The sequence below is a fragment of the Streptococcus lactarius genome, assembly GCF_016642265.1.
Classification (GTDB): Bacteria; Bacillota; Bacilli; order Lactobacillales; family Streptococcaceae; genus Streptococcus; species Streptococcus lactarius.
In genome coordinates, this window is record NZ_MRXX01000001.1 from 65222 (window position 1) to 82961 (window position 17740).

The window sequence follows — 17740 nt, forward strand, 5'->3', positions numbered from 1 at the left end:
TGTCCCAGCCTCCTTTTTCTTCATGTCCCCTGCCGGAATCGAACCAGCAACTACTCCTTAGGAGGGAGTTGTTATATCCATTGAACTAAGGGGACAGATAAAAAAGAAGCGAGATCACTCCCGCCTCCTTGTTCGTCTTAACGACGGATTTCTTTAATACGAGCTGCTTTACCTTGCAATGCACGAAGGTAGTACAATTTCGCACGACGTACTTTACCGTAACGTACAACTTCGATCTTTTCTACACGTGGAGTGTGTACTGGGAATGTACGTTCAACACCGACACCGTTAGAGATTTTACGAACAGTGTACATTTCAGTGTGTCCTTGACCTTTACGAGCGATCACAACGCCTTCAAAGATCTGGATACGTTCGCGAGTTCCTTCGACAACTTTCGCGTGAACACGAACAGTATCACCAGGACGGAATGCAGGGATATCAGTACGAAGTTGACCTTCAGTCAAACTTTGGATTAATGGATTCATTATTTTCTCCTATCTTCGTCAATCTTGAGGGACCTCCCTCAGCGGATAAACTGTATTTTTGTGCTTCCATTACGCACAAAAACTATCATATCAGATATTTTCAGGTTTGTAAAGCTATTTCCCTACTTTTTTGCAACTTTTTGACCGGAATAAATGCTCCAGTCTTTTGGCAGGCAATAGGCGATGGCGCAGGCGATCACAAAGAAAGGAAGATTGCCATATCCAAAGACCTCCCCTCCGATCAAGATCGGTGCGAGCAAGGTCGTGGTCGCACTGCCAAAGACACAGGCATAGCCGATAGCAGCCACGACTAAGACGGGTAAGCCCAGCAGAGGAGCAAGAAAGACGCCAAGTGTCGCTCCGATCGCAAAGAGCGGTGTCACTTCTCCTCCTTGGTAACCAGCTGAAATGGTCACCACAGTAAAGAGGAGCTTGAGGATCCAGTCATAGCTCTGCGCACTACCTTGGTGAAAGGCCACATCAATCAGATTGGTTCCGAGTCCGCTATAAGAGCCGACCTTGGTCAGCTGGAGAGTCAAGAGGACCAAGCTGAGTCCAGCCCCAATGACCGAGATTCGAATATAAGGATTAGGCAGTACTTTCGCGACTGTTTTTTTCAACCAAGAAAGGCTAACTGCAAAGAGCTTCCCAGCGAGGCCAAAAGCTAGGCCAAGAAGAGCAACCTTGATCAAGGTCTCTGGTGTCCAGCTCAGCGTTTCCTTGAGTGGTACAGCAAATTTCTCTAAACCAAGGGCATGAGAGGTGAAGCTCGCTACAATCGAGGCGATAAGGGCAGGATAGAGAGCAATCAACTGCAATTCCCCAACGGTCAAGACTTCAAGGGCAAAGAAGGTTGCTGCTAGCGGCGTCTGAAAGAGCCCCGCAAAACCTGCCGCCATCCCGGTCATGAGAAAGATACGCGAAGCATCTGGAATCTTAATATGACGGGCAAAACGATGCGAAAGGGTCGCTCCGATCTGGACCGCTACACCTTCCCGTCCGACCGAACCACCAAAGAGGTGGCTCATCCAGGTCGTCAGCATGATCAAAGGCACAAGGACTAAGGGGATTTTCTCCTCACGTGCATGCCCGACATCAAAGATCAATCCCATCCCTTTTGAAGCCTTGCCACCAAAACGTTTATAGAGATAAACGATGATAAGCCCTGCTAAAGCCAGGAAAAGAATCAAGGGCCAATGCTGGCTTCGGAAATCTCCGATCAGGAGCAATCCTTGACCAAAAATCATGTCAATGGCACCGACCAAGAGACCGATCAACAAAGCCATCCCAGTTAGTACCAAATACTGCTGTGTTTTTTCTTGAATCGATTGATTAATCACGCGCCTTCACCTCCTCTTGGAAGTCTCTCGAACGCGCCATCAAATCACGAAACTGGGCTTGGATGGTCGAGCGATACTGCTCATCACCCACGAGAGAAGCCACCTTCTCTAGCACCTCTCTTTCCCTTCCTTGATCAAGCACAGGTAGCCCCTGCTGCTCCTTATATTCTACAATCTGACCGACACAAACCATCCGTTTTTCCAACAAGGCTACAAGCTCTTGATCGATCTGGTCAATGTCCTTACGAATCTGATCTAACTTCATGTGTTTCCTCTTTATTTTTGGATACAAATCGAGGCTGTAATCCATCGATCCAGCCTCTTTATCATTAATTTGCTTTGGCTACGAGTTCTTCTGCAAAGGCTTCTAATTTTTCAATATCTTCGTCTTCAGCAGACAAATCAACTTTGACATTTTCAGAACCTTTTTCAGCCCCTGTCGCAGCGAAGCAACGGTCGAAATCATCAACTGCTTTACAAAATTCATCGTAGAAGGTATCCCCTGATCCTACAACACCATAAAGTTTGCCTTTGAGATCAAGGCCAGCCAAATCTTCGTAGAAATCTTGGATCTCATCTGGAAGCTCTCCATCGCCGTAAGTATAGGTCGCAACCACTGCAATATCGGCTTCAAGGAAGTCTTCCGCATCCACAGTTGTGCACTCATCCACGTCTACTTCTACACCAAGATCACGGAATTTGTCCGCTACGATATCTGCAATTTCTTCAGTATTTCCAGTCATACTAGCAAAAACAATTTTCGCTACAGTCATAATTTCCTCCCAAAATCTATTTCCCGTATTATACCATTTTTTCAGGTATTTTGTACAGAACCTTTCCTGAGAAGGTGAAAGAATAGGTTCATTTCAAGAAATTGGACCGATGGAACCTAATCACCCTCGTTTTCTTTTTGAATTTCTTTAATAGTTTTGATTTCTTCATCAAGCTTCTTATCAAAATCAGATTTATTCTTAAATGGGTACGAATAGGTGCGACAAGTGTACCATTTTATTCCTTCTCCACCCTTATAGTACCACTCGATTTTGGTTGGTAAGAATTCTTTGTTATAGGTGATACGAACTTTGGTGAATTGACGTTTTTTATTTAAATAAATCGCCTCAAATTCTGGGGGATACTCTTCTTTCATCAATTTATCGTCCACAAACCTATTCGGTGAGCCAGTAATTTGATAGTTATTCTTTTTGATTTCATCCGGTGAAATTTTCAGATTAACTAATATGGAGGGTATTTCTCTGTTAAAAGAACGCTGATACATTTCTTTAGTTCCATAATTTCCATAACCACCATATAATTTATTTCTCTTAATAACTGCAAAATACGAATTGTACAGTTCCTTATCTTTTAAATCAAATCCTACTCCAGTACTCCACTGTTTTCCCCAGTCATTTTTATCTTGTACCAAAATAAATCTCTGACTCAGCAAAATATCATAAACATCTTTTGGCTGCTTTTGAACAATATTGACTATTAGCATTTTTAAAACAGCCATTATTATTATGATTGCTGCGATTAGGAGGAGATAGGTCCTTGATAAATTCTTTAACTTTAATGGATTTTTTAATAGCTTTATAGCCTAATCTCCTTCTTTTTCACTTTCAATTTCTTTAATCAGCTGGATTTGTTCGTCCAACTTCTTATCAAAATCAGCTTTATTTTTGAATGGGTAAGAGTATGCGCGAATCGTATTCCAACTCATTTCACCATCTTTTTCATAGTAGCCCTCAATTTTTGTAGGCAGAAACTCCTTGTTATAGGTAACACGAACTTTTGACATTTTATACTTCGTGTAAAAATTTTCAATATCACCTCTTTGGATGTTGGAAAGTTTCTTACTATTTATAAAATCCCTTGAATCAAACTCTAGGATATAACCATGATTAATGATTTCATTATTGGTTATGGCTATCTTTAGTATTCCATACGTTAGAATGAATTCTTCCCACTCCTTGTACAGTTCTGAAGCTACAGTTGAATCAATGCCATAAGCACGACCATTTTTTACAGCCAGGGAAGAACTATAAAATTCATGAGTTTTCAAGTCAAAACCAATCTCCTCATTAGGATATCTAGTATCCTGAACTGTAACAAATTGACGTACTTTAATTCTTTGATAACTAGTTTGATTCGTATCCATAGAGTTTTTCTGATTTGAAATAATCCAAAATACCATTAAAATCATGCTTACCACTCCAATTAATATAGTCGTTATAAACTTTTTGTTTATCTTTATTTGGAACTTTCTGCCATGCTTCATAATCTTCATGTCCTCCTCTTACAATATCCGCAAATTGACCTATATGACCTGTGTTTTTATCCTTTTTACCCAAATCTTCTTCATAGGAAAATAATTTTTTAGCTCTAACTCGAGTGGCTGGCTCAGGAGTACCATCCACATCGAGTGTTCCATGTTTTCCTTTATAAAATTCTGTAACATCAGAATTTTGACCTTTTGAAGGGCCATAGTTAAAAGATTCCGTATTGGCGATTTCCCTCAATTCATCATCAGAATATGCGCTTGGATCGGAGTTATAACGACCATTTGGAAGTTTGTGTTTGTCATAGGCATCCCATTGACTCTCAAACTCGCCAGTGTCTATATTCACAATAAATTCCACCATACGTGCGTTGTTCAAATCTTTTCCTTTAGCTGAATTGCCCTGAGGGACTTGAACCTTCATATTATACGGACGTTTGAAGCCATCTGATTTCTTAAAGCGATTATGGTAGTTAGAGCCGGTTGTATAATCAAATTCAATATTATTTTCTTTACCATATGCTAACAGTTTCTCGTAATCATTTGCACCTTCGTAGTGACTACGAATATAGTAAATTGCTTGGCGATCCAAATAATAGCGGAAGAAATGAACTTGTTGCCTAAGCGGATCCTTTTGGTAATTAAGATTTTTATCACCAAACGCTTTTACCACATCCCGTCTGAAATACATGTTAAAATCCCCATGTGGTGCCAGGTTCTCTGAAATCTTATGGGTTTGACTTGTCAAATGCATAAACTGCTTTTTGTCCGTTTCCGCACCCAATTGCTTAAGAACCAGTTCTACTTTCGCTTTGGAATCGAGTTTACTACTAGCATACATCTCCGTGTAAATATCAGATCCAATCTCTTTGGTTTCCGCATATAAAGCATCTCTCCTTGCATTTAACTCACTGCCTGTCTTGGCATCAGCGGTTCTTTTTGAAACGCCTTTAACATACCCTTTGATTGCATCCTTATCCCAGCCATCTATTTCTTTAAGGTTCACTGATTGTTCACGTAATCCCGTAAGAAATTGGTTATATTCGAACGCTGTTACATCCTTTGGTTTCGTTGGCAAATATTCATTTTCAAACTCTTTATTCTTAATCGTTTCATTTACGAGATCAGACCAGGATAAATCCTTTGGAATAGAATACATTCCAGTATTTGGATCCCACGCTACGTTAATTTGATTGACAGCTATTTGAATAGCTTGGGCTAAAACATCAATTTCCCAGAAAATGCTTGGTGACGTCCCATTAAATGCTCTAAGCTTATTCAATTTTTCTTGAAATTCATTTTTAGCTTTTTGAAAAGATGCTTCTATTCTTTGCAATCCTTGTAATCTTTGAAAATCTCCCGCACTGGTCGATTGACTAGCCGCAATTTCATTAATCTCTGCATGAAAGATAGCAATCATCCGATCACACTCTTCAATTTCAGACAACAACTTATCTTCCTGTAAGTCCTCATCAGCCACCTCAGAGCGATAGGATTCTGGAAGCTTTTTCACACTTTCTTGTGTCGCATCCGCTAAAGCTATCCCGGCCTCTTTTAATGGCTTGACAACACTTGTCACAAAGATTCTAAAAGAGTCGTAAGCCTGTCCTGACAAGCGTGAGGCTGAGTTTTCTATTTGCGTTAATGATGTTTCTAGTGCTTCATAGGCTTTCAGTTGCTGCTCAACCATCGTCCCTGTGCTAGTAGCCTGACTATCCAAACTACCTCGATAAACTTCGATTCCCATCGTCACTCTCCTTTTCAAAGTTTAGTTTTTTTCGTTCGTGATAAATATCATTTAAATCATCTTCGATTTTTCTTTTTTGGATAGCTAATTCATCTATTTCTTCCAAATAACTAGTTGAAATTTTTCTTGATTCATGAAGGACTCCTTCCTGAAGTTGGTCAAAAAAATTTCTAGAGGAAGGGTAAGATTCAAATGCATTCCATAAAAAACGGTGTGCATCATAGCTATACGCTTCAAAGCGGTTCAAATCCTCTTCCAACTTTCTTGTTTCTTTTATAATAGCCCTTTCTTTTTGGAAAAGTTGGTCTTCTATTTTTCTTAATTCTGACAGTTGTTGATCGTAATCCATCTTCCTACTCTTTCAACCTATTGCATGCTCGCAGCAGTCGCTTCATCCACTTCTGTAAATCCAGTTGAAACACTTTGCAGATTAGTCCCGATGGATTCAATCGCTGCTGCAATTTCTTCTGCTTTGGTTTTAGCCGTATCAATGGCTTGGTGGGCAGCATCATTACCGGAAAGTTTGGTTTGTTCATCCTTTGTAGCTGGTGTAACTGATGTAAGTGCATCGCCACTACGTTTTAAGGAGGCAGCTAACTCTTGGGCTGTCTCAGCATTGCTTTTAATTTCATTCATTCCAATTTCTCCCATACTAAATCTATTCATCCATTCTACCAAAATATTGAACATCTGTAAAACCGCTTCCATAGCTCCTAATTAGTGATAAACGCTTGCTGGATGGGCCTTTCTTATGTTAAAATTGACTAAGAAAACGAGGTAATGTATGAACGTAATGAATGACATTCTTGAAAAGATTCAAGCTTATGACACGGTTATTATTCACCGTCACCAGAATCCGGATCCGGATGCGATTGGGAGTCAGGTGGGCTTGCGGGACCTCCTGCGTGCGCACTTCCCTCAAAAGCGGGTTTTGGCTACTGGCTATGATGAACCTACCTTGACTTGGCTTGCTGAGATGGATGACGTCAAGGATGAGGATTATGAGGGGGCTTTGGTGATTGTCTGTGACACGGCCAATACTCCCCGCATCGATGACAAGCGCTATACGTCTGGTGATTTCCTAATCAAGATCGACCACCATCCAAATGACGATGCTTATGGCGATCTGCTCTGGGTTGATACCGATTCTAGCTCTACTAGTGAACTGATTGCTCTTTTTGCTAAGGAATTGGATCTCGAACTTCCAGTTAGTGCTGCGCGTCTCCTCTATGCTGGGATTGTCGGCGATACAGGTCGCTTCCTTTATCCTGCTACTTCGACTCGAACCTTTGAGCTTGCTGCCTTCCTTCGAAGCATTCCCTTTGATTTTACATCACTTGCTCGTCAGATGGATACGATCAATCTCAAGACGGCTAAGCTTCAAGGCTACGTCTATGACCATCTCGAGATCGATGAACATGGCGCTGCGCGTGTGACCCTGACACAAGAGCTCTTGAAGAAATTCGATCTACGTGATTCCGAGACTGCTGCGATTGTCGGAGCTCCTGGACGCATTGATACCGTGTCTGTTTGGGCTATCTTTGTTGAGCAAGCCGACGGTCACTTCCGTGTCCGGATGCGTAGCAAACGCAAAGTGATTAACGAAATTGCCAAACGCCATAACGGTGGTGGCCATCCACTAGCGAGCGGTGCCAACTCCTACTCCCTAGAAGAAAATGACCAAATCTACCAAGAGCTACAAGAAGCGGCTCGCACAAATGAAGGCTGAGAACGGTTTCTCAGCCTTTTTATCTCGGTCATGGGGTTTTCATTTGTGATCTCTTGTGGTAAAATAAACCTAACAAATTTTAAGGAGACTGATTATGGAAAAAAATCGTTTGTTTATCATTATCTCTGCTGCGGTAGGGATTCTTGGTTCTTTCTTACCATGGGTAAGTGTCAACGCTGGTGCCTTTGGTTCGTACAGTGTGAATGGTCTTCACGGAGATGGATGGTTCATCCTTATCTGTGGTGTCGTTGCGATTGTCCTTGCTTGCTTAAATGATGTGAAATCTTCATTACCAAAAGGTTTAGCAATTGGTGTTATCGTCTCAGGCGCTATCGCAACTGTCGTTGGATTGATCGACGTATTTAATGTGAACAAGTACGTTGTTGACTTCAACGGCTATGGCGTTTCAATCGGATTTGGTTTGATCCTTACTTTGATCGCCTCTGTCGCTATCATTGTCGCTGGTCTCTTGGCTATGTCTGGTGGTAAAATCACTAAAGGAACATTCGAGGAGCTTGCTGAATCAGGTAAAGGATTTGCCCAATCAGTTGGTCGCGTGACCACTTCTACTGTAAAAACTGCTGTGAACGAAATCAAAAAAGAAACACACGAACATACAGAAGGACAAGCTGATCAACCAGTTGAAGCACCAAAAGATCCAAACCAATCTGAACAATAACCAAAAATTGATCGCTCCGGCCTAACAGAGTGATCTTTTTTATGAATAAATTTGATAAAATCAGGGAAAAGACTTGTCAAGATCCTTGAAATTTGGTACACTAGCTAAGTAACAATCTATGGCTCGGAAAGAGACCATGGCAGAAAGGAAATATTGCAAAATGAAAAAAGATATCCATCCAGAATATCGCCCTGTTGTCTTCATGGACACTACTACTGGTTACAAGTTCCTCAGTGGTTCAACTAAGTACTCTAACGAGACTGTTGAATTCGAAGGTGAAACTTACCCATTGATCCGTGTTGAAATTTCATCAGACTCACACCCATTCTACACTGGACGTCAAAAGTTCACTCAAGCAGATGGACGTGTGGATCGTTTCAACAAAAAATACGGTCTCAAATAAGAAACCAACAAAAACCACTACCCTCTTGGGAGTGGTTTTTTTGATTTTAAACCGCTTATTTAGCTTATATGAGAAGTCGAATTCTGTTTCTATGATTTTCGTTTAGCCACTAGCCAAGAGGCTAGCAGGATTTCAATAATAACTAGAAGGATGATCTGAGGAAGAGAACTCTGAACCAGCATAGGAACAGCTAAACTATCGATTAGCATATGAGCGAGGATACAAGGAACAGCACCTTTCGAGTACTCCTTGAGCGCTCCAAATAGGAAGGTATTCCCTAAAATCATCAGGTAAAAGATGAGATAGTTAGACGAACCTGCTGTAATCCAAGGGAGTTGATAGATAGGTATATGCCAGAGGAACCAGACAAGGGAAAGAACCATCATTTTAGATATAAAGTGCTTGCTAAAGGAAAGATGATCTTGTAAAAACCAACGCCAACCGACTTCTTCCAGACCTCCATATAAAAAGGTCCAGGGGAAATAGAGGAAGAAGGCCAAGAGGGAGTTTCCAGTAAAGCGAACATTCATGAGCAGGATGGAAATCCCATAATAAATGATGGGGATGAAGAAAGCTAGCATCCAGGACAGGTTACTTTCTTTTTGAAGAAAGACCTTTTTGAAAAATTCTCCCAGGGATTTAGTTTCACCTAAGACGATGGAAAAGCAAAGAGCCGTTATCATGGGAATCAAGTTCATAAGGATAAACAGGAGTGAAGCCCCCATACTACTCCTATCTGGGAAACACCATAGGATAACTTGCCCTACTATAAATGTAGCAAGAAGGGCAGTCAGTGCATACCAGATAGCGACTGATTGTTTTGAAATAAATTTGCTCATTATTTCTCCTTTAGAGTTACATACTTCTTTCTTGCAATCATCATTGCTAAACTAATAATAAGAATTTTACTGACTAGAGATAGCCATACCTCTTCATTCACTAGAATCTGAGACAGGGAATTAATACAGGCATGAGTCATGACACAGATCCATAAATTTTGCGTTTTATGATACAAGGCTGATAAGATAAAGCAGTTGATGAATAGCCCTACTAGAAACGGAAGCAACTGAATGACAGCTAAAGAACCATCAATGTAAAAGTAAAACAGATGCCAGATAGACCAGGCTAAAAAAGTGATCACAGTAGCTGAAAGATAAGGTATTCTTTCCTCCAAAGTTGGTTGAAAGAAATAACGCCATCCAATTTCTTCAATTCCACCAAAAAGAAGAGCCTTGAAAAAGAGCACCACTGGCAAGACCAACGATTGAGTGGTAATCTTACCACCTAAGATAAATGGGAAAAAATCGAGCAGCAAGAAAACAAGCACCAAACAATAATTTACTAAACTATCTTTGACTTGAAAAAAATCTTTTAGAACTTGTTTAAAACTAGAAAGATGGTAACTAATGATTGCAATACTGCCCCACAAAGCTGATGACAAACCACCTACAATAACAGCGATAATCCCCATTGGTGATGTAAAATCAACCTTGACTCCTCCTGCTCTTAAAAACCAAACCAGAAGGCTGACACCTAATACTTGACCAAAGGTCCCTAACAAATACATAGATAGGGCTTGTTTTCTACTCATTCGTGATTCCTTTTCTTTCAATTAATTTCCAGTGCTATGTACCTTAAACCCATACCTGCCTGCATTTTGCTTGAGTTTTTCAACCAACAGTTCATTCTGTTTACTTTTACCAAAAAAGAAGGGAATGGTCTTTCCATTTCTGAGTTCAATATAGAAAGCATAGCGACTCCCACCACCAGCACGACCACGAAAAATTGCATACGTGAATTGCTTGATTTCTTTTAGTGGGATACTGCGACGGCTGAAACACAGAGACACATGAATATAGAAGAAGCCATAGCTAATATGAAAGGGGGCAAAGAAGGGACCGCCACTAGATCTCACGATTGCGCTTCTTCTCAAGAAAAGGAGAACACTGAAAAAGAGCAAGAAAACTAGCACATATAGAATCGGAGCACTCTCCATCATCTTTCTAAATTCTAACACGCTGTTCTTCATCCTCTATTTCATCTCAACCCATTTTTCATTGTCCATGATAAAGGGCTTAGCTAGACCTTCGCCTGTGTAGTCTTGATACTTGGTCTCCAAGTATTTGTAGACATCTTCCTTGGTCGCAAATTTGATGGCTTGATAGGGCTCTTCAAAGGTCAGCTTTTCAACAAAGAGATAACCGTCCTTGGCAGGAACCAAGACACCAACGTGCCCGACAAAAAGGGTATTTCCGTCTAGGTTATCATGAACGATGACAGAAAGCATGCGAGCATTTTCATTGAATTTGAAATGAGAAAAATATTCCTCCATCTTCTTGGCATGGACCTTGACATCCGTTGTCGCCTCTGTCGGAACCCGTGAATACAGTATGTTAAAGGCTTCCTTGTCTGCTTCGTCGAAGACTTTGCCTTTGTCAATGGCATCATTGTCCACGAATAAGAGTTCACTATCCGCTTTCATCTTAGGAATCTCGATGCGATTTTTCAGCAAGGTATAACTATTGATCCGGCAGTTGGTCCCGACGAAATCGCCCTTCTGCTTGGTCCACAAGTCACTGATCTTCTCAACATTGTAGTCTGTTTTCTTGAAGGTGGTGAAGTTACCCGTCAAGCCGGTCGAGCCAACAATGCTATCATAGTCCGTTACTAGACCTAGAAATTTATCTACACTTTCCTGATCCAAATAAGCAGACAAAAGAGTCCGCACTTCTTCGACACTTGCCTTGCTGTTGAGGTTGCTGTAGGTGCCCTTGTAGCGCTCCTTGTCTGTACTAGATTTCTGCACCGTTGAGGGTTCCTGCTTTCCCTTGGATTGCTTTTGGTTGCTCCCACAAGCCGCTAAAGCAAAGAGTGCAAAAGCACAACTAGTAAGGAGCATGATTTTTTTAGATGGTTTCATAAAATGGTTCCTTCTAATGATTTGTTGTAAGAATCATTTATTTTAAAGTTTCTTAAGTTCATTATAACAAAAAACAGATTGAAACAAAAAGAAAAAACTCTCTACTATAACACTGAATTTAAAACTATAGTTGAGGATCTACTGTTAAAATAGCTATTTTCTTACATACTATTAATTATTTGATATAATACTCCAAAGGAGGTAGGCAAATGGTAAGAGAAACTGTAAAAGACGGAAATTCAACCACAAAAGAACTGGCGAATGCATTTAATATGGTAAGGAATGTTAAAAGCAAAGTAAAATTGATCCAAAATAGTGAAGTTATCAATACTCCCAAAGAAGACAACAATCTTGACTCCGATTTATCTAATGATATTTTTGATGAATATGATGATATTTTCAAGGCTTTGGTGGAAAAATGACAGTTTACCTAATAGAAAAGTAGATTGATAAAAAAAGCATGTTTTTGCCAATTTCTAATAAACGCGCAGCGTTTTTCGTTTTAATACAGCATAAAAAATAAGAAAAAAGACAATATTAGATTTCTGGAATACAGAGCACTGATATTGTCTTTTTTTTATAGAATGTTGATTTGTAAATATAAAATAAACACGTTCCCTTTAAAAGTCTTATTTAATCTTGTGTTTGTTCATCTTTTCTTCAAAGATGGCTGTCATAATCTTGCGGAGCTCTTCCCCTTCTTTTTCAGGAAGGTCTCCTTGACGTTTTGCCACGGCATAGAGTTCAGGGTATTGCTTGGCTACACGCTCAACTGTCTTGGTCGTCGCATGCCCTCTGACAAAGAATGGAATACGCTTGATCCATTCTTGCGGGACTAAAGCGAGCAACTTCTTCGCTGCTTCTTTATCAGAAATCTCAGCTGTACTCAATCCTTGCTTGATTTGTTCTTGTTCTTTTTCTGTAAAATCTTTTAATTCCATGGTAAATTCCTTATTTGCTTATCTAAGTATACATTATACACCTATGTAGGGGAAAGTACAATTAAAGGATTTCGGAAAATAGCACACAAATGCGTCCATTAGACATTGATTTATCCATTCATCTCTTCCTTATAAATAACAAATCCATTTGGTTGGATAACCAATTGATCATCAGAAATGATTCCAAGACTCATCAGATCTGCCTGTCCTTTTTCTAAGACAACGTCTTTCTTCGACTGGTTAAAGTAGGCTTTGAGCATGTCACCTTCATGCTGCCATTCTATTGCCACTACATCTGGCTCTACTTCTTCCAGACTCACTTTACCATACTGAATCATGCCCGCTACTTCTTTTCGGAGCTGGATCAAGTCCTTCATAAAGTTCAGCATGTCATTATCAGCTGCCACGCGCTCCCATGGCATGACACGGCGGCAATCAGGGTCTGGCCCGCCAATAAGGGCTAGCTCCGTTCCATAATAAATACATGGCGTACCCCGTTGCAGATAAAGGAAGGCGAGAGCAGACTTGACAGACTGGAGATCGCCTTTGGCCGTCGTCAAAATGCGCTCTGTATCATGGGAGTCCAAGAGGTTAAACATCACCTCAGAGATTTGTTGCCTGTAATACATGGACTGGCTATTGATTTCCCAAATGAAGCGTTGCGTTTCCTTATGCTCCCGCAGGAAATAATCCTTGATACTTTCAGAGAGGGGATAGTTCATCACTGCATGGAACTCATCTCCCTTGAGCCAAGGTTGGGACGAATGCCAGATTTCCCCGAGGATATAGAGGTCTGGTTTCTTGGCTAAGACCGCCTTACGGAAATCTCGCCAGAATTGATGGTCGATCTCATTGGCCACATCCAGTCGCCAAGCATCAATATCAAACTCTTCAATCCAGTAAGTCGCCACCTGCAAGAGATAGGCCTTCACCTCAGGATTAGCCGTATTGAGCTTAGGCATATAGCCTGCAAAGGCAAAAGCATGGTAAGACAAGTCGCGACTATTCCACAGATTTTCTGAGGAGACAGGGAACTCTTTGATATGGAACCAGTCCTTGTAAATCGAATCCTCCCCGTGTTTGACCACATCCTGCCATTGAGGTGAATCATAGCCAATATGGTTGAAGACGGCATCCAGCATGATCTTCATCCCACGCGCGTGAGCTTCTTTCACCAGCTGGCGGAAAGTTTCCTTATCTCCAAAATGACGATCAATTTCAAAATAATCAATGGTATCGTACTTGTGGTTGCTTGGAGATTCAAAAATCGGGCAAAGATAGAGCCCTGTAATTCCTAACTCCTGCAAGTAGTCCAGATGATCGATGATCCCTTGTAAATCACCACCAAAGAAATCCAAGATTTGAGGGGAAATAGAAGCATCCCAAGGACGAACACCTTCTGGGGAAATGGCTGGATTCCCATTGGCAAAGCGCTCAGGAAAGATTTGATACCAAACCGTCTGCGCCACCCAATCCGGAACAGCACACCCATCAATCTCATGGATAAAGGGAAGCTTAAAGCCGTTCATGACGAAGTCCAGGTTCTCCTTGTTATAGGCTACCACACCTCGGTCTCCATACAAAATCTTCTCTCCCGCTGTGTCCTCTAATTCAAAGAGGTACTGGATCCTTGCATGGCGGACAGATACCGACACTTGCCAATAATCAAAGAGGTCATCTGTCGTCACCTTGTCCATTTCCTTGGTTGCCTCATAAAGATCCTCTATAAAAATAAAGGGATCCCCATAGTGCAAGACAATCCGTTTGATATCTTCTTTCTTGGTCCGGATGCGAATGTGAAGCTGGCCGTCCTTATAAAGATAGGCGTACTCCGATTCAGGCCGGTGATAAATCGCTGTTAATTCCATCTGTCTCGTCTCCTACTATACTCTCTTTTCTTCATTTACCAATTTATGCAAACGATTCCATAAACTATTTCTAGTATACAACTTTATGAAAAGGTTTGCAAGATGCTGAGAGATCATTTTAGATTACTAGCTTTTTAAGATTGTAATGCAACAAAAAAGCCCAGCAATTGGGCTTTCTCATTATCAAAATAACTGATACTCATTCCTTACTTGTATGCCGCTTTCCAAGACTTAGCGCTTGCTTTTCTGACATTTGAACAACCTTAGAAAAATTAGCCTGAAAATAATTTTATCCTATCTCTGAAGGCTTTATTCATATTTCGACGCTTTTTCCGATTCTTCAATTCTTTCCACATACCAGTTGGCCATCTTTTTGCCCTTGTCTTTATAAGGGTTGGGAGGAAACAAGGTAAATGGGGGAATGCTGGCATCTGGGAAGAATAGTTCTACGCTTATCGTTCGCTCGCGATTATGATTGACGTAGGCTGTAAAATAGATGTGGTAATTTCCACTCACATCACCACCATTATCATACTCTCCTCTAGCAGTATTTGGCAATAAGGTGACAGATTTTATGTCTTGCTTTTCCTGAGCTAAGTGTGCGATAATCTCCTCCTTAACAGTAGCCTCATGATTTCTGACGAAATTACTATCATCACTATATCCAGGATGCCCATTGCGCAAATAGAAAACAATGTCCATCAGAAAAGGTAAGGAAATTAAAAAAATAATCAGTTTATTCGATTTTAACATGGGGGTCCTCATCCTACTTATAAAAAATCTTGACCCAATCCTGCTTTGCACTTAGAATACGAGCAACATACACTGTATGCTGCTCAATATAATAAAATGCGAGATAGTTCTCTATTGGCATATAACGATAGGGTTTTCCATCATTCGTCATCTCACCATACCCCCTGCTTGATACCAGAGGACACGCTTCTGGAAACAGTTCTAGGGTCTCAAGAGCGCTTAATAGCAAATCGACTTTGCCATCTGCAGCTTGCTGGCTATAAAAATTCACAAGAATATAGTCGTGAATATCACGCAAGTCCTGCTTAGCTCGATCTGCAAGTAAGACCTGATAGCGTTTCAACTTAGTCAAGACCAAATTCCTTTCTCACATCTGCTACAGAAGTGACTTTTCCTTGAGCGATTTCTTGATGCCCCACTAAAATCTCCTTCTTCAAATCCTCAAAGGCTACTTGATACTGTTTGTCCTTCAAATCACTCGAAACAAATTCTCTCGGATCCACAGTCCCGTTGGCAATTTTCCGAAGTGCTGCATTCAGGACATCTGACACAGAAATTTTTTCATCAGCAAGTACCTCTTTTGTTTTCTGGTAAAATATCGCATCTGCGCGAAAATTCACTGCTTTCGTGTTTGCCATTTCTACCTCTCCTTTGTACATACAATTTGTATATACATTCTATCATACGAAAGAGAAAGGATTCAAGTGAAAAATGGATTCTTCTTTCACTAAATCTAATTGAGAGATACCGAGAGTTAATCTATATCCTTTCTCTCGGGTCATCTGATACCTCTTAGAATCAACAATTTAAGTAGATTCCACATCTTAATTTAACAACTCCAAGTAATTGTAGTCAATTATATTAGATATATTTTATTAATTTCTTTATAGTAAATTCCTATTTCTCTAGCCAAAAGAACGCTTGGTTTAACATCTCTTTTGCTTGTCCAATGATACACGGTCCATGAGAAATAATAATATTCTTAGGATCCCATTTTTTTATTTTGTGATAACTCCTCAAAGCTTGTTTTTTACCAAATAAGAAACTCATTCTTAAATCTCTTGGTGTTTTACCATTTGGATAGTGATTATCACCTATTTTAAAAAGTAGCTTTTCAAAAAGCGATAAATTCTCAACTTCTATATTTTCAATAAGATCCGTTAAAATTAGAGTTGAACTTTCAGTATGGAAAAAAACAACCTCTTTCACATAAAAACTTCCCTCAAATATCGTAAAAAGAATTTCTTCGTTCCAATTGGCTTTCTCTAGTTCATGACCATAATCTAAACTCATTCCCGATTTTCTGGCACGCTTTTGAACACCACTAGCTAGCCATACTTCTGCTTCCGGAAATAGTTCGTGCCACTCATTTATATAACTATAATGTAAGACATTGGGTGCAATAAGGTGTTTTACCTCACCTAATTGCTTGATTTCAAAAAGTAAATTGTCACTAGGCTTAATCGGCGAATGCACCCAAAGACCACCATTCTGCAGACGGATAACTGTCATTCTAGTTGAAAAAGGCACTTTGAAGAGTTTGAAATTCATCAGTACTTCTTCCCCATCTACAATCCAGAGGTTATCTGCTATCTTTTTTAAGGAATTGAGCGGACTATATTTTTTGACTTCCATGAGACTCTGCTTTCTAAATTAATAAAGTATAATCAATCGTTATCCTCCAAAAATGGCACCACCAAATCAATCCACTCTTGAGGCAGGTAAGCTGATAAATAGCCGTGGTTATAGCCCTTTGCTTCATACAGGATCGTGTTGGGATGTAGCTGCGGAAATAATTTCGCCGATGCTTTCACACAGTTCAATTCTTTTTCACCGTAGATATACAGAACCTGGGCCTTACTAGCGGAAATCGTGTCCTTTAACTTGTAACGTCCCATATAGGTTTTGTAAATGGTCACAAATGTTTTGATAGGTGTCCTTGGCAGATCCTCCAAATAATAAGCTTTTATTTCCTCTGGATAAGCCAGTTTAGGATAGATTTTATTCATCATGCTTAATTGAAGTTTACAAGAGAATTTACTGAACATCAGTTTACCAAATAGAGCTACTAAAAAGATGCTGATTTTAGCTAACCTTGGTTGAGGAATACAGAGACTTCCATCTATGATGGCCTTCTCAGCTATCTCGCTGTCTAAGGATAAAAGCTCCATGGCAATTTGACCACCAAGTGAAACGCCACCGATCGCAAACACCTTTCCACCACAGTTAGCTTTGACATAGTCTAGGATCTCCAAAGCAGAATCTTCCGTAGAAACATAATCGAGTGGATATTCTTCACCGTGGCCATTCAAAGTGGGTAGAATCACACGGTATTCTTCTGACAAGATCCGCGCTTGACGAAGATAATTCCACCAAGAACTGCCACCGCCATGTATCAGCAAGATAGGAGGCAAATTCCTATCACCAAATTCATGGAATTTCATGTTTAAACTCCTTACTGTGAGACTTTCAATAGATACATCCCTATTTGGACTTTTTTTACTAGTATTTTCAGACAGGGTTGGCTCTTTTTTTCCATTTCACCTCTCTTCGATACTTCTGATTCTTTATCGGCGAATTTCCCCCAAATAAAAATATGT

At 40.3% G+C, this 17740-nt stretch carries 24 protein-coding genes and 1 tRNA gene; 4 read left to right on the forward strand and 21 right to left on the reverse strand.

Features of this window, described 5'->3' with window-relative positions; translation table 11 throughout:
• Positions 1-23: 23 nt before the first annotated feature.
• The 10 genes from BTU61_RS00320 to BTU61_RS00365 form a co-directional block, all read right to left on the reverse strand.
• Positions 24-95, reverse strand: a tRNA-Arg gene (locus tag BTU61_RS00320).
• 42 nt (positions 96-137) lie between these two features.
• Positions 138-485, reverse strand: a complete 348-nt coding sequence (gene rplS, locus BTU61_RS00325) for a 50S ribosomal protein L19 (RefSeq protein WP_003016418.1) — start codon at positions 483-485, stop codon at positions 138-140.
• Between the two features lie 122 nt (positions 486-607).
• On the reverse strand, positions 608-1771 hold the full coding sequence (locus tag BTU61_RS00330; protein ID WP_200772061.1) for a chloride channel protein: 1164 nt from the start codon (positions 1769-1771) through the stop codon (positions 608-610).
• Positions 1772-1817: 46 nt separating this feature from the next.
• Positions 1818-2090: a chorismate mutase gene (locus tag BTU61_RS00335; protein ID WP_200771844.1), complete on the reverse strand. Its 273-nt coding sequence runs from the start codon at positions 2088-2090 to the stop codon at positions 1818-1820.
• Between the two features lie 64 nt (positions 2091-2154).
• Entirely contained in the window at positions 2155-2598 is a 444-nt protein-coding gene (locus tag BTU61_RS00340) for a flavodoxin (RefSeq protein ID WP_023917941.1), read from the reverse strand.
• Positions 2599-2714: 116 nt separating this feature from the next.
• Positions 2715-3335 (reverse strand): hypothetical protein, encoded by a 621-nt coding sequence (locus tag BTU61_RS00345; RefSeq protein ID WP_200771845.1) that lies wholly within the window; start codon positions 3333-3335, stop codon positions 2715-2717.
• Positions 3336-3419: 84 nt separating this feature from the next.
• On the reverse strand, positions 3420-3980 hold the full coding sequence (locus tag BTU61_RS00350; protein WP_200771846.1) for a hypothetical protein: 561 nt from the start codon (positions 3978-3980) through the stop codon (positions 3420-3422).
• Positions 3961-5847, reverse strand: a complete 1887-nt coding sequence (locus BTU61_RS00355; protein WP_200771847.1) for a DUF3114 domain-containing protein — start codon at positions 5845-5847, stop codon at positions 3961-3963. Before BTU61_RS00355 ends, BTU61_RS00350 begins: the two co-directional genes overlap by 20 nt.
• Positions 5822-6196 (reverse strand): DUF3958 family protein, encoded by a 375-nt coding sequence (locus BTU61_RS00360; protein WP_200771848.1) that lies wholly within the window; start codon positions 6194-6196, stop codon positions 5822-5824. Before BTU61_RS00360 ends, BTU61_RS00355 begins: the two co-directional genes overlap by 26 nt.
• A gap of 17 nt (positions 6197-6213) precedes the next feature.
• Positions 6214-6483, reverse strand: coding sequence for a TIGR04197 family type VII secretion effector (locus tag BTU61_RS00365; RefSeq protein WP_200771849.1), 270 nt, complete (start codon positions 6481-6483; stop codon positions 6214-6216).
• A gap of 148 nt (positions 6484-6631) precedes the next feature.
• Between BTU61_RS00365 and BTU61_RS00370 the strand changes: the two genes are divergently transcribed.
• The 3 genes from BTU61_RS00370 to BTU61_RS00380 all read left to right on the forward strand — a co-directional run bounded on the left by BTU61_RS00370 (position 6632) and on the right by BTU61_RS00380 (position 8658).
• On the forward strand, positions 6632-7576 hold the full coding sequence (locus tag BTU61_RS00370; RefSeq protein WP_200771850.1) for a DHH family phosphoesterase: 945 nt from the start codon (positions 6632-6634) through the stop codon (positions 7574-7576).
• Positions 7577-7670: 94 nt separating this feature from the next.
• Positions 7671-8255, forward strand: coding sequence for a lantibiotic ABC transporter permease (locus BTU61_RS00375; RefSeq protein ID WP_200771851.1), 585 nt, complete (start codon positions 7671-7673; stop codon positions 8253-8255).
• Positions 8256-8415: 160 nt separating this feature from the next.
• A complete protein-coding gene (locus tag BTU61_RS00380; RefSeq protein WP_023023047.1) occupies positions 8416-8658 on the forward strand; it encodes a type B 50S ribosomal protein L31 in 243 nt (80 codons plus the stop codon).
• Between the two features lie 89 nt (positions 8659-8747).
• Here BTU61_RS00380 and BTU61_RS00385 read toward each other — a convergent pair whose 3' ends face one another.
• The 4 genes from BTU61_RS00385 to BTU61_RS00400 are packed head-to-tail and all read right to left on the reverse strand — an operon-like array spanning position 8748 to position 11578.
• Positions 8748-9497, reverse strand: a complete 750-nt coding sequence (locus BTU61_RS00385) for a CPBP family intramembrane glutamic endopeptidase (protein ID WP_200771852.1) — start codon at positions 9495-9497, stop codon at positions 8748-8750.
• The gene (locus tag BTU61_RS00390) at positions 9497-10249 is read right to left on the reverse strand and encodes a CPBP family intramembrane glutamic endopeptidase (RefSeq protein ID WP_200772062.1); all 753 of its coding nucleotides are present in this window, start codon (positions 10247-10249) and stop codon (positions 9497-9499) included. The genes BTU61_RS00385 and BTU61_RS00390 overlap by 1 nt, the downstream gene beginning before the upstream one ends.
• A gap of 21 nt (positions 10250-10270) precedes the next feature.
• A complete protein-coding gene (locus tag BTU61_RS00395; RefSeq protein WP_200771853.1) occupies positions 10271-10687 on the reverse strand; it encodes a hypothetical protein in 417 nt (138 codons plus the stop codon).
• Positions 10688-10690: 3 nt separating this feature from the next.
• Positions 10691-11578, reverse strand: a complete 888-nt coding sequence (locus BTU61_RS00400) for a DUF4300 family protein (protein WP_200771854.1) — start codon at positions 11576-11578, stop codon at positions 10691-10693.
• Positions 11579-11787: 209 nt separating this feature from the next.
• Between BTU61_RS00400 and BTU61_RS00405 the strand changes: the two genes are divergently transcribed.
• Positions 11788-12000, forward strand: coding sequence for an AbrB family transcriptional regulator (locus tag BTU61_RS00405; protein WP_200771855.1), 213 nt, complete (start codon positions 11788-11790; stop codon positions 11998-12000).
• Positions 12001-12207: 207 nt separating this feature from the next.
• On the opposite strand, the gene BTU61_RS00410 is transcribed toward BTU61_RS00405, so the two are convergent.
• From BTU61_RS00410 to BTU61_RS00440, 7 genes are all read right to left on the reverse strand, one after another.
• Positions 12208-12519, reverse strand: a complete 312-nt coding sequence (locus tag BTU61_RS00410; RefSeq protein WP_003006843.1) for a hypothetical protein — start codon at positions 12517-12519, stop codon at positions 12208-12210.
• A gap of 110 nt (positions 12520-12629) precedes the next feature.
• A complete protein-coding gene (locus tag BTU61_RS00415) occupies positions 12630-14387 on the reverse strand; it encodes a glycoside hydrolase family 13 protein (protein WP_200771856.1) in 1758 nt (585 codons plus the stop codon).
• 309 nt (positions 14388-14696) lie between these two features.
• Positions 14697-15140, reverse strand: coding sequence for a hypothetical protein (locus tag BTU61_RS00420; RefSeq protein WP_200771857.1), 444 nt, complete (start codon positions 15138-15140; stop codon positions 14697-14699).
• Between the two features lie 13 nt (positions 15141-15153).
• A complete protein-coding gene (locus BTU61_RS00425; protein ID WP_200772063.1) occupies positions 15154-15492 on the reverse strand; it encodes a type II toxin-antitoxin system RelE/ParE family toxin in 339 nt (112 codons plus the stop codon).
• A complete protein-coding gene (relB, locus tag BTU61_RS00430; protein WP_200771858.1) occupies positions 15485-15778 on the reverse strand; it encodes a type II toxin-antitoxin system RelB/ParD family antitoxin in 294 nt (97 codons plus the stop codon). Before relB ends, BTU61_RS00425 begins: the two co-directional genes overlap by 8 nt.
• A 259-nt stretch (positions 15779-16037) precedes the next feature.
• Positions 16038-16775 carry a DUF4336 domain-containing protein gene (locus BTU61_RS00435; RefSeq protein WP_200771859.1) on the reverse strand — a complete coding sequence of 246 codons (738 nt, stop codon included), beginning with the start codon at positions 16773-16775 and terminating at the stop codon, positions 16038-16040.
• 32 nt (positions 16776-16807) lie between these two features.
• Positions 16808-17584 (reverse strand): alpha/beta fold hydrolase, encoded by a 777-nt coding sequence (locus tag BTU61_RS00440; protein ID WP_200771860.1) that lies wholly within the window; start codon positions 17582-17584, stop codon positions 16808-16810.
• Between the last annotated feature and the right edge of the window lie 156 nt (positions 17585-17740).

Bases quoted from the DNA above. Each gene is read 5' to 3' on its own strand.
- rplS (WP_003016418.1), bottom strand. From the start codon at position 485: ATGAATCCATTAATCCAAAGTTTGACTGAAGGTCAACTTCGTACTGAT.
- BTU61_RS00330 (WP_200772061.1), bottom strand. From the start codon at position 1,771: ATGGCTTTGTTGATCGGTCTCTTGGTCGGTGCCATTGACATGATTTTT.
- BTU61_RS00335 (WP_200771844.1), bottom strand. From the start codon at position 2,090: ATGAAGTTAGATCAGATTCGTAAGGACATTGACCAGATCGATCAAGAG.
- BTU61_RS00340 (WP_023917941.1), bottom strand. From the start codon at position 2,598: ATGACTGTAGCGAAAATTGTTTTTGCTAGTATGACTGGAAATACTGAA.
- BTU61_RS00345 (WP_200771845.1), bottom strand. From the start codon at position 3,335: ATGGCTGTTTTAAAAATGCTAATAGTCAATATTGTTCAAAAGCAGCCA.
- BTU61_RS00350 (WP_200771846.1), bottom strand. From the start codon at position 3,980: ATGGATACGAATCAAACTAGTTATCAAAGAATTAAAGTACGTCAATTT.
- BTU61_RS00355 (WP_200771847.1), bottom strand. From the start codon at position 5,847: ATGGGAATCGAAGTTTATCGAGGTAGTTTGGATAGTCAGGCTACTAGC.
- BTU61_RS00360 (WP_200771848.1), bottom strand. From the start codon at position 6,196: ATGGATTACGATCAACAACTGTCAGAATTAAGAAAAATAGAAGACCAA.
- BTU61_RS00365 (WP_200771849.1), bottom strand. From the start codon at position 6,483: ATGAATGAAATTAAAAGCAATGCTGAGACAGCCCAAGAGTTAGCTGCC.
- BTU61_RS00370 (WP_200771850.1), top strand. From the start codon at position 6,632: ATGAACGTAATGAATGACATTCTTGAAAAGATTCAAGCTTATGACACG.
- BTU61_RS00375 (WP_200771851.1), top strand. From the start codon at position 7,671: ATGGAAAAAAATCGTTTGTTTATCATTATCTCTGCTGCGGTAGGGATT.
- BTU61_RS00380 (WP_023023047.1), top strand. From the start codon at position 8,416: ATGAAAAAAGATATCCATCCAGAATATCGCCCTGTTGTCTTCATGGAC.
- BTU61_RS00385 (WP_200771852.1), bottom strand. From the start codon at position 9,497: ATGAGCAAATTTATTTCAAAACAATCAGTCGCTATCTGGTATGCACTG.
- BTU61_RS00390 (WP_200772062.1), bottom strand. From the start codon at position 10,249: ATGAGTAGAAAACAAGCCCTATCTATGTATTTGTTAGGGACCTTTGGT.
- BTU61_RS00395 (WP_200771853.1), bottom strand. From the start codon at position 10,687: ATGAAGAACAGCGTGTTAGAATTTAGAAAGATGATGGAGAGTGCTCCG.
- BTU61_RS00400 (WP_200771854.1), bottom strand. From the start codon at position 11,578: ATGAAACCATCTAAAAAAATCATGCTCCTTACTAGTTGTGCTTTTGCA.
- BTU61_RS00405 (WP_200771855.1), top strand. From the start codon at position 11,788: ATGGTAAGAGAAACTGTAAAAGACGGAAATTCAACCACAAAAGAACTG.
- BTU61_RS00410 (WP_003006843.1), bottom strand. From the start codon at position 12,519: ATGGAATTAAAAGATTTTACAGAAAAAGAACAAGAACAAATCAAGCAA.
- BTU61_RS00415 (WP_200771856.1), bottom strand. From the start codon at position 14,387: ATGGAATTAACAGCGATTTATCACCGGCCTGAATCGGAGTACGCCTAT.
- BTU61_RS00420 (WP_200771857.1), bottom strand. From the start codon at position 15,140: ATGTTAAAATCGAATAAACTGATTATTTTTTTAATTTCCTTACCTTTT.
- relB (WP_200771858.1), bottom strand. From the start codon at position 15,778: ATGGCAAACACGAAAGCAGTGAATTTTCGCGCAGATGCGATATTTTAC.
- BTU61_RS00435 (WP_200771859.1), bottom strand. From the start codon at position 16,775: ATGGAAGTCAAAAAATATAGTCCGCTCAATTCCTTAAAAAAGATAGCA.
- BTU61_RS00440 (WP_200771860.1), bottom strand. From the start codon at position 17,584: ATGAAATTCCATGAATTTGGTGATAGGAATTTGCCTCCTATCTTGCTG.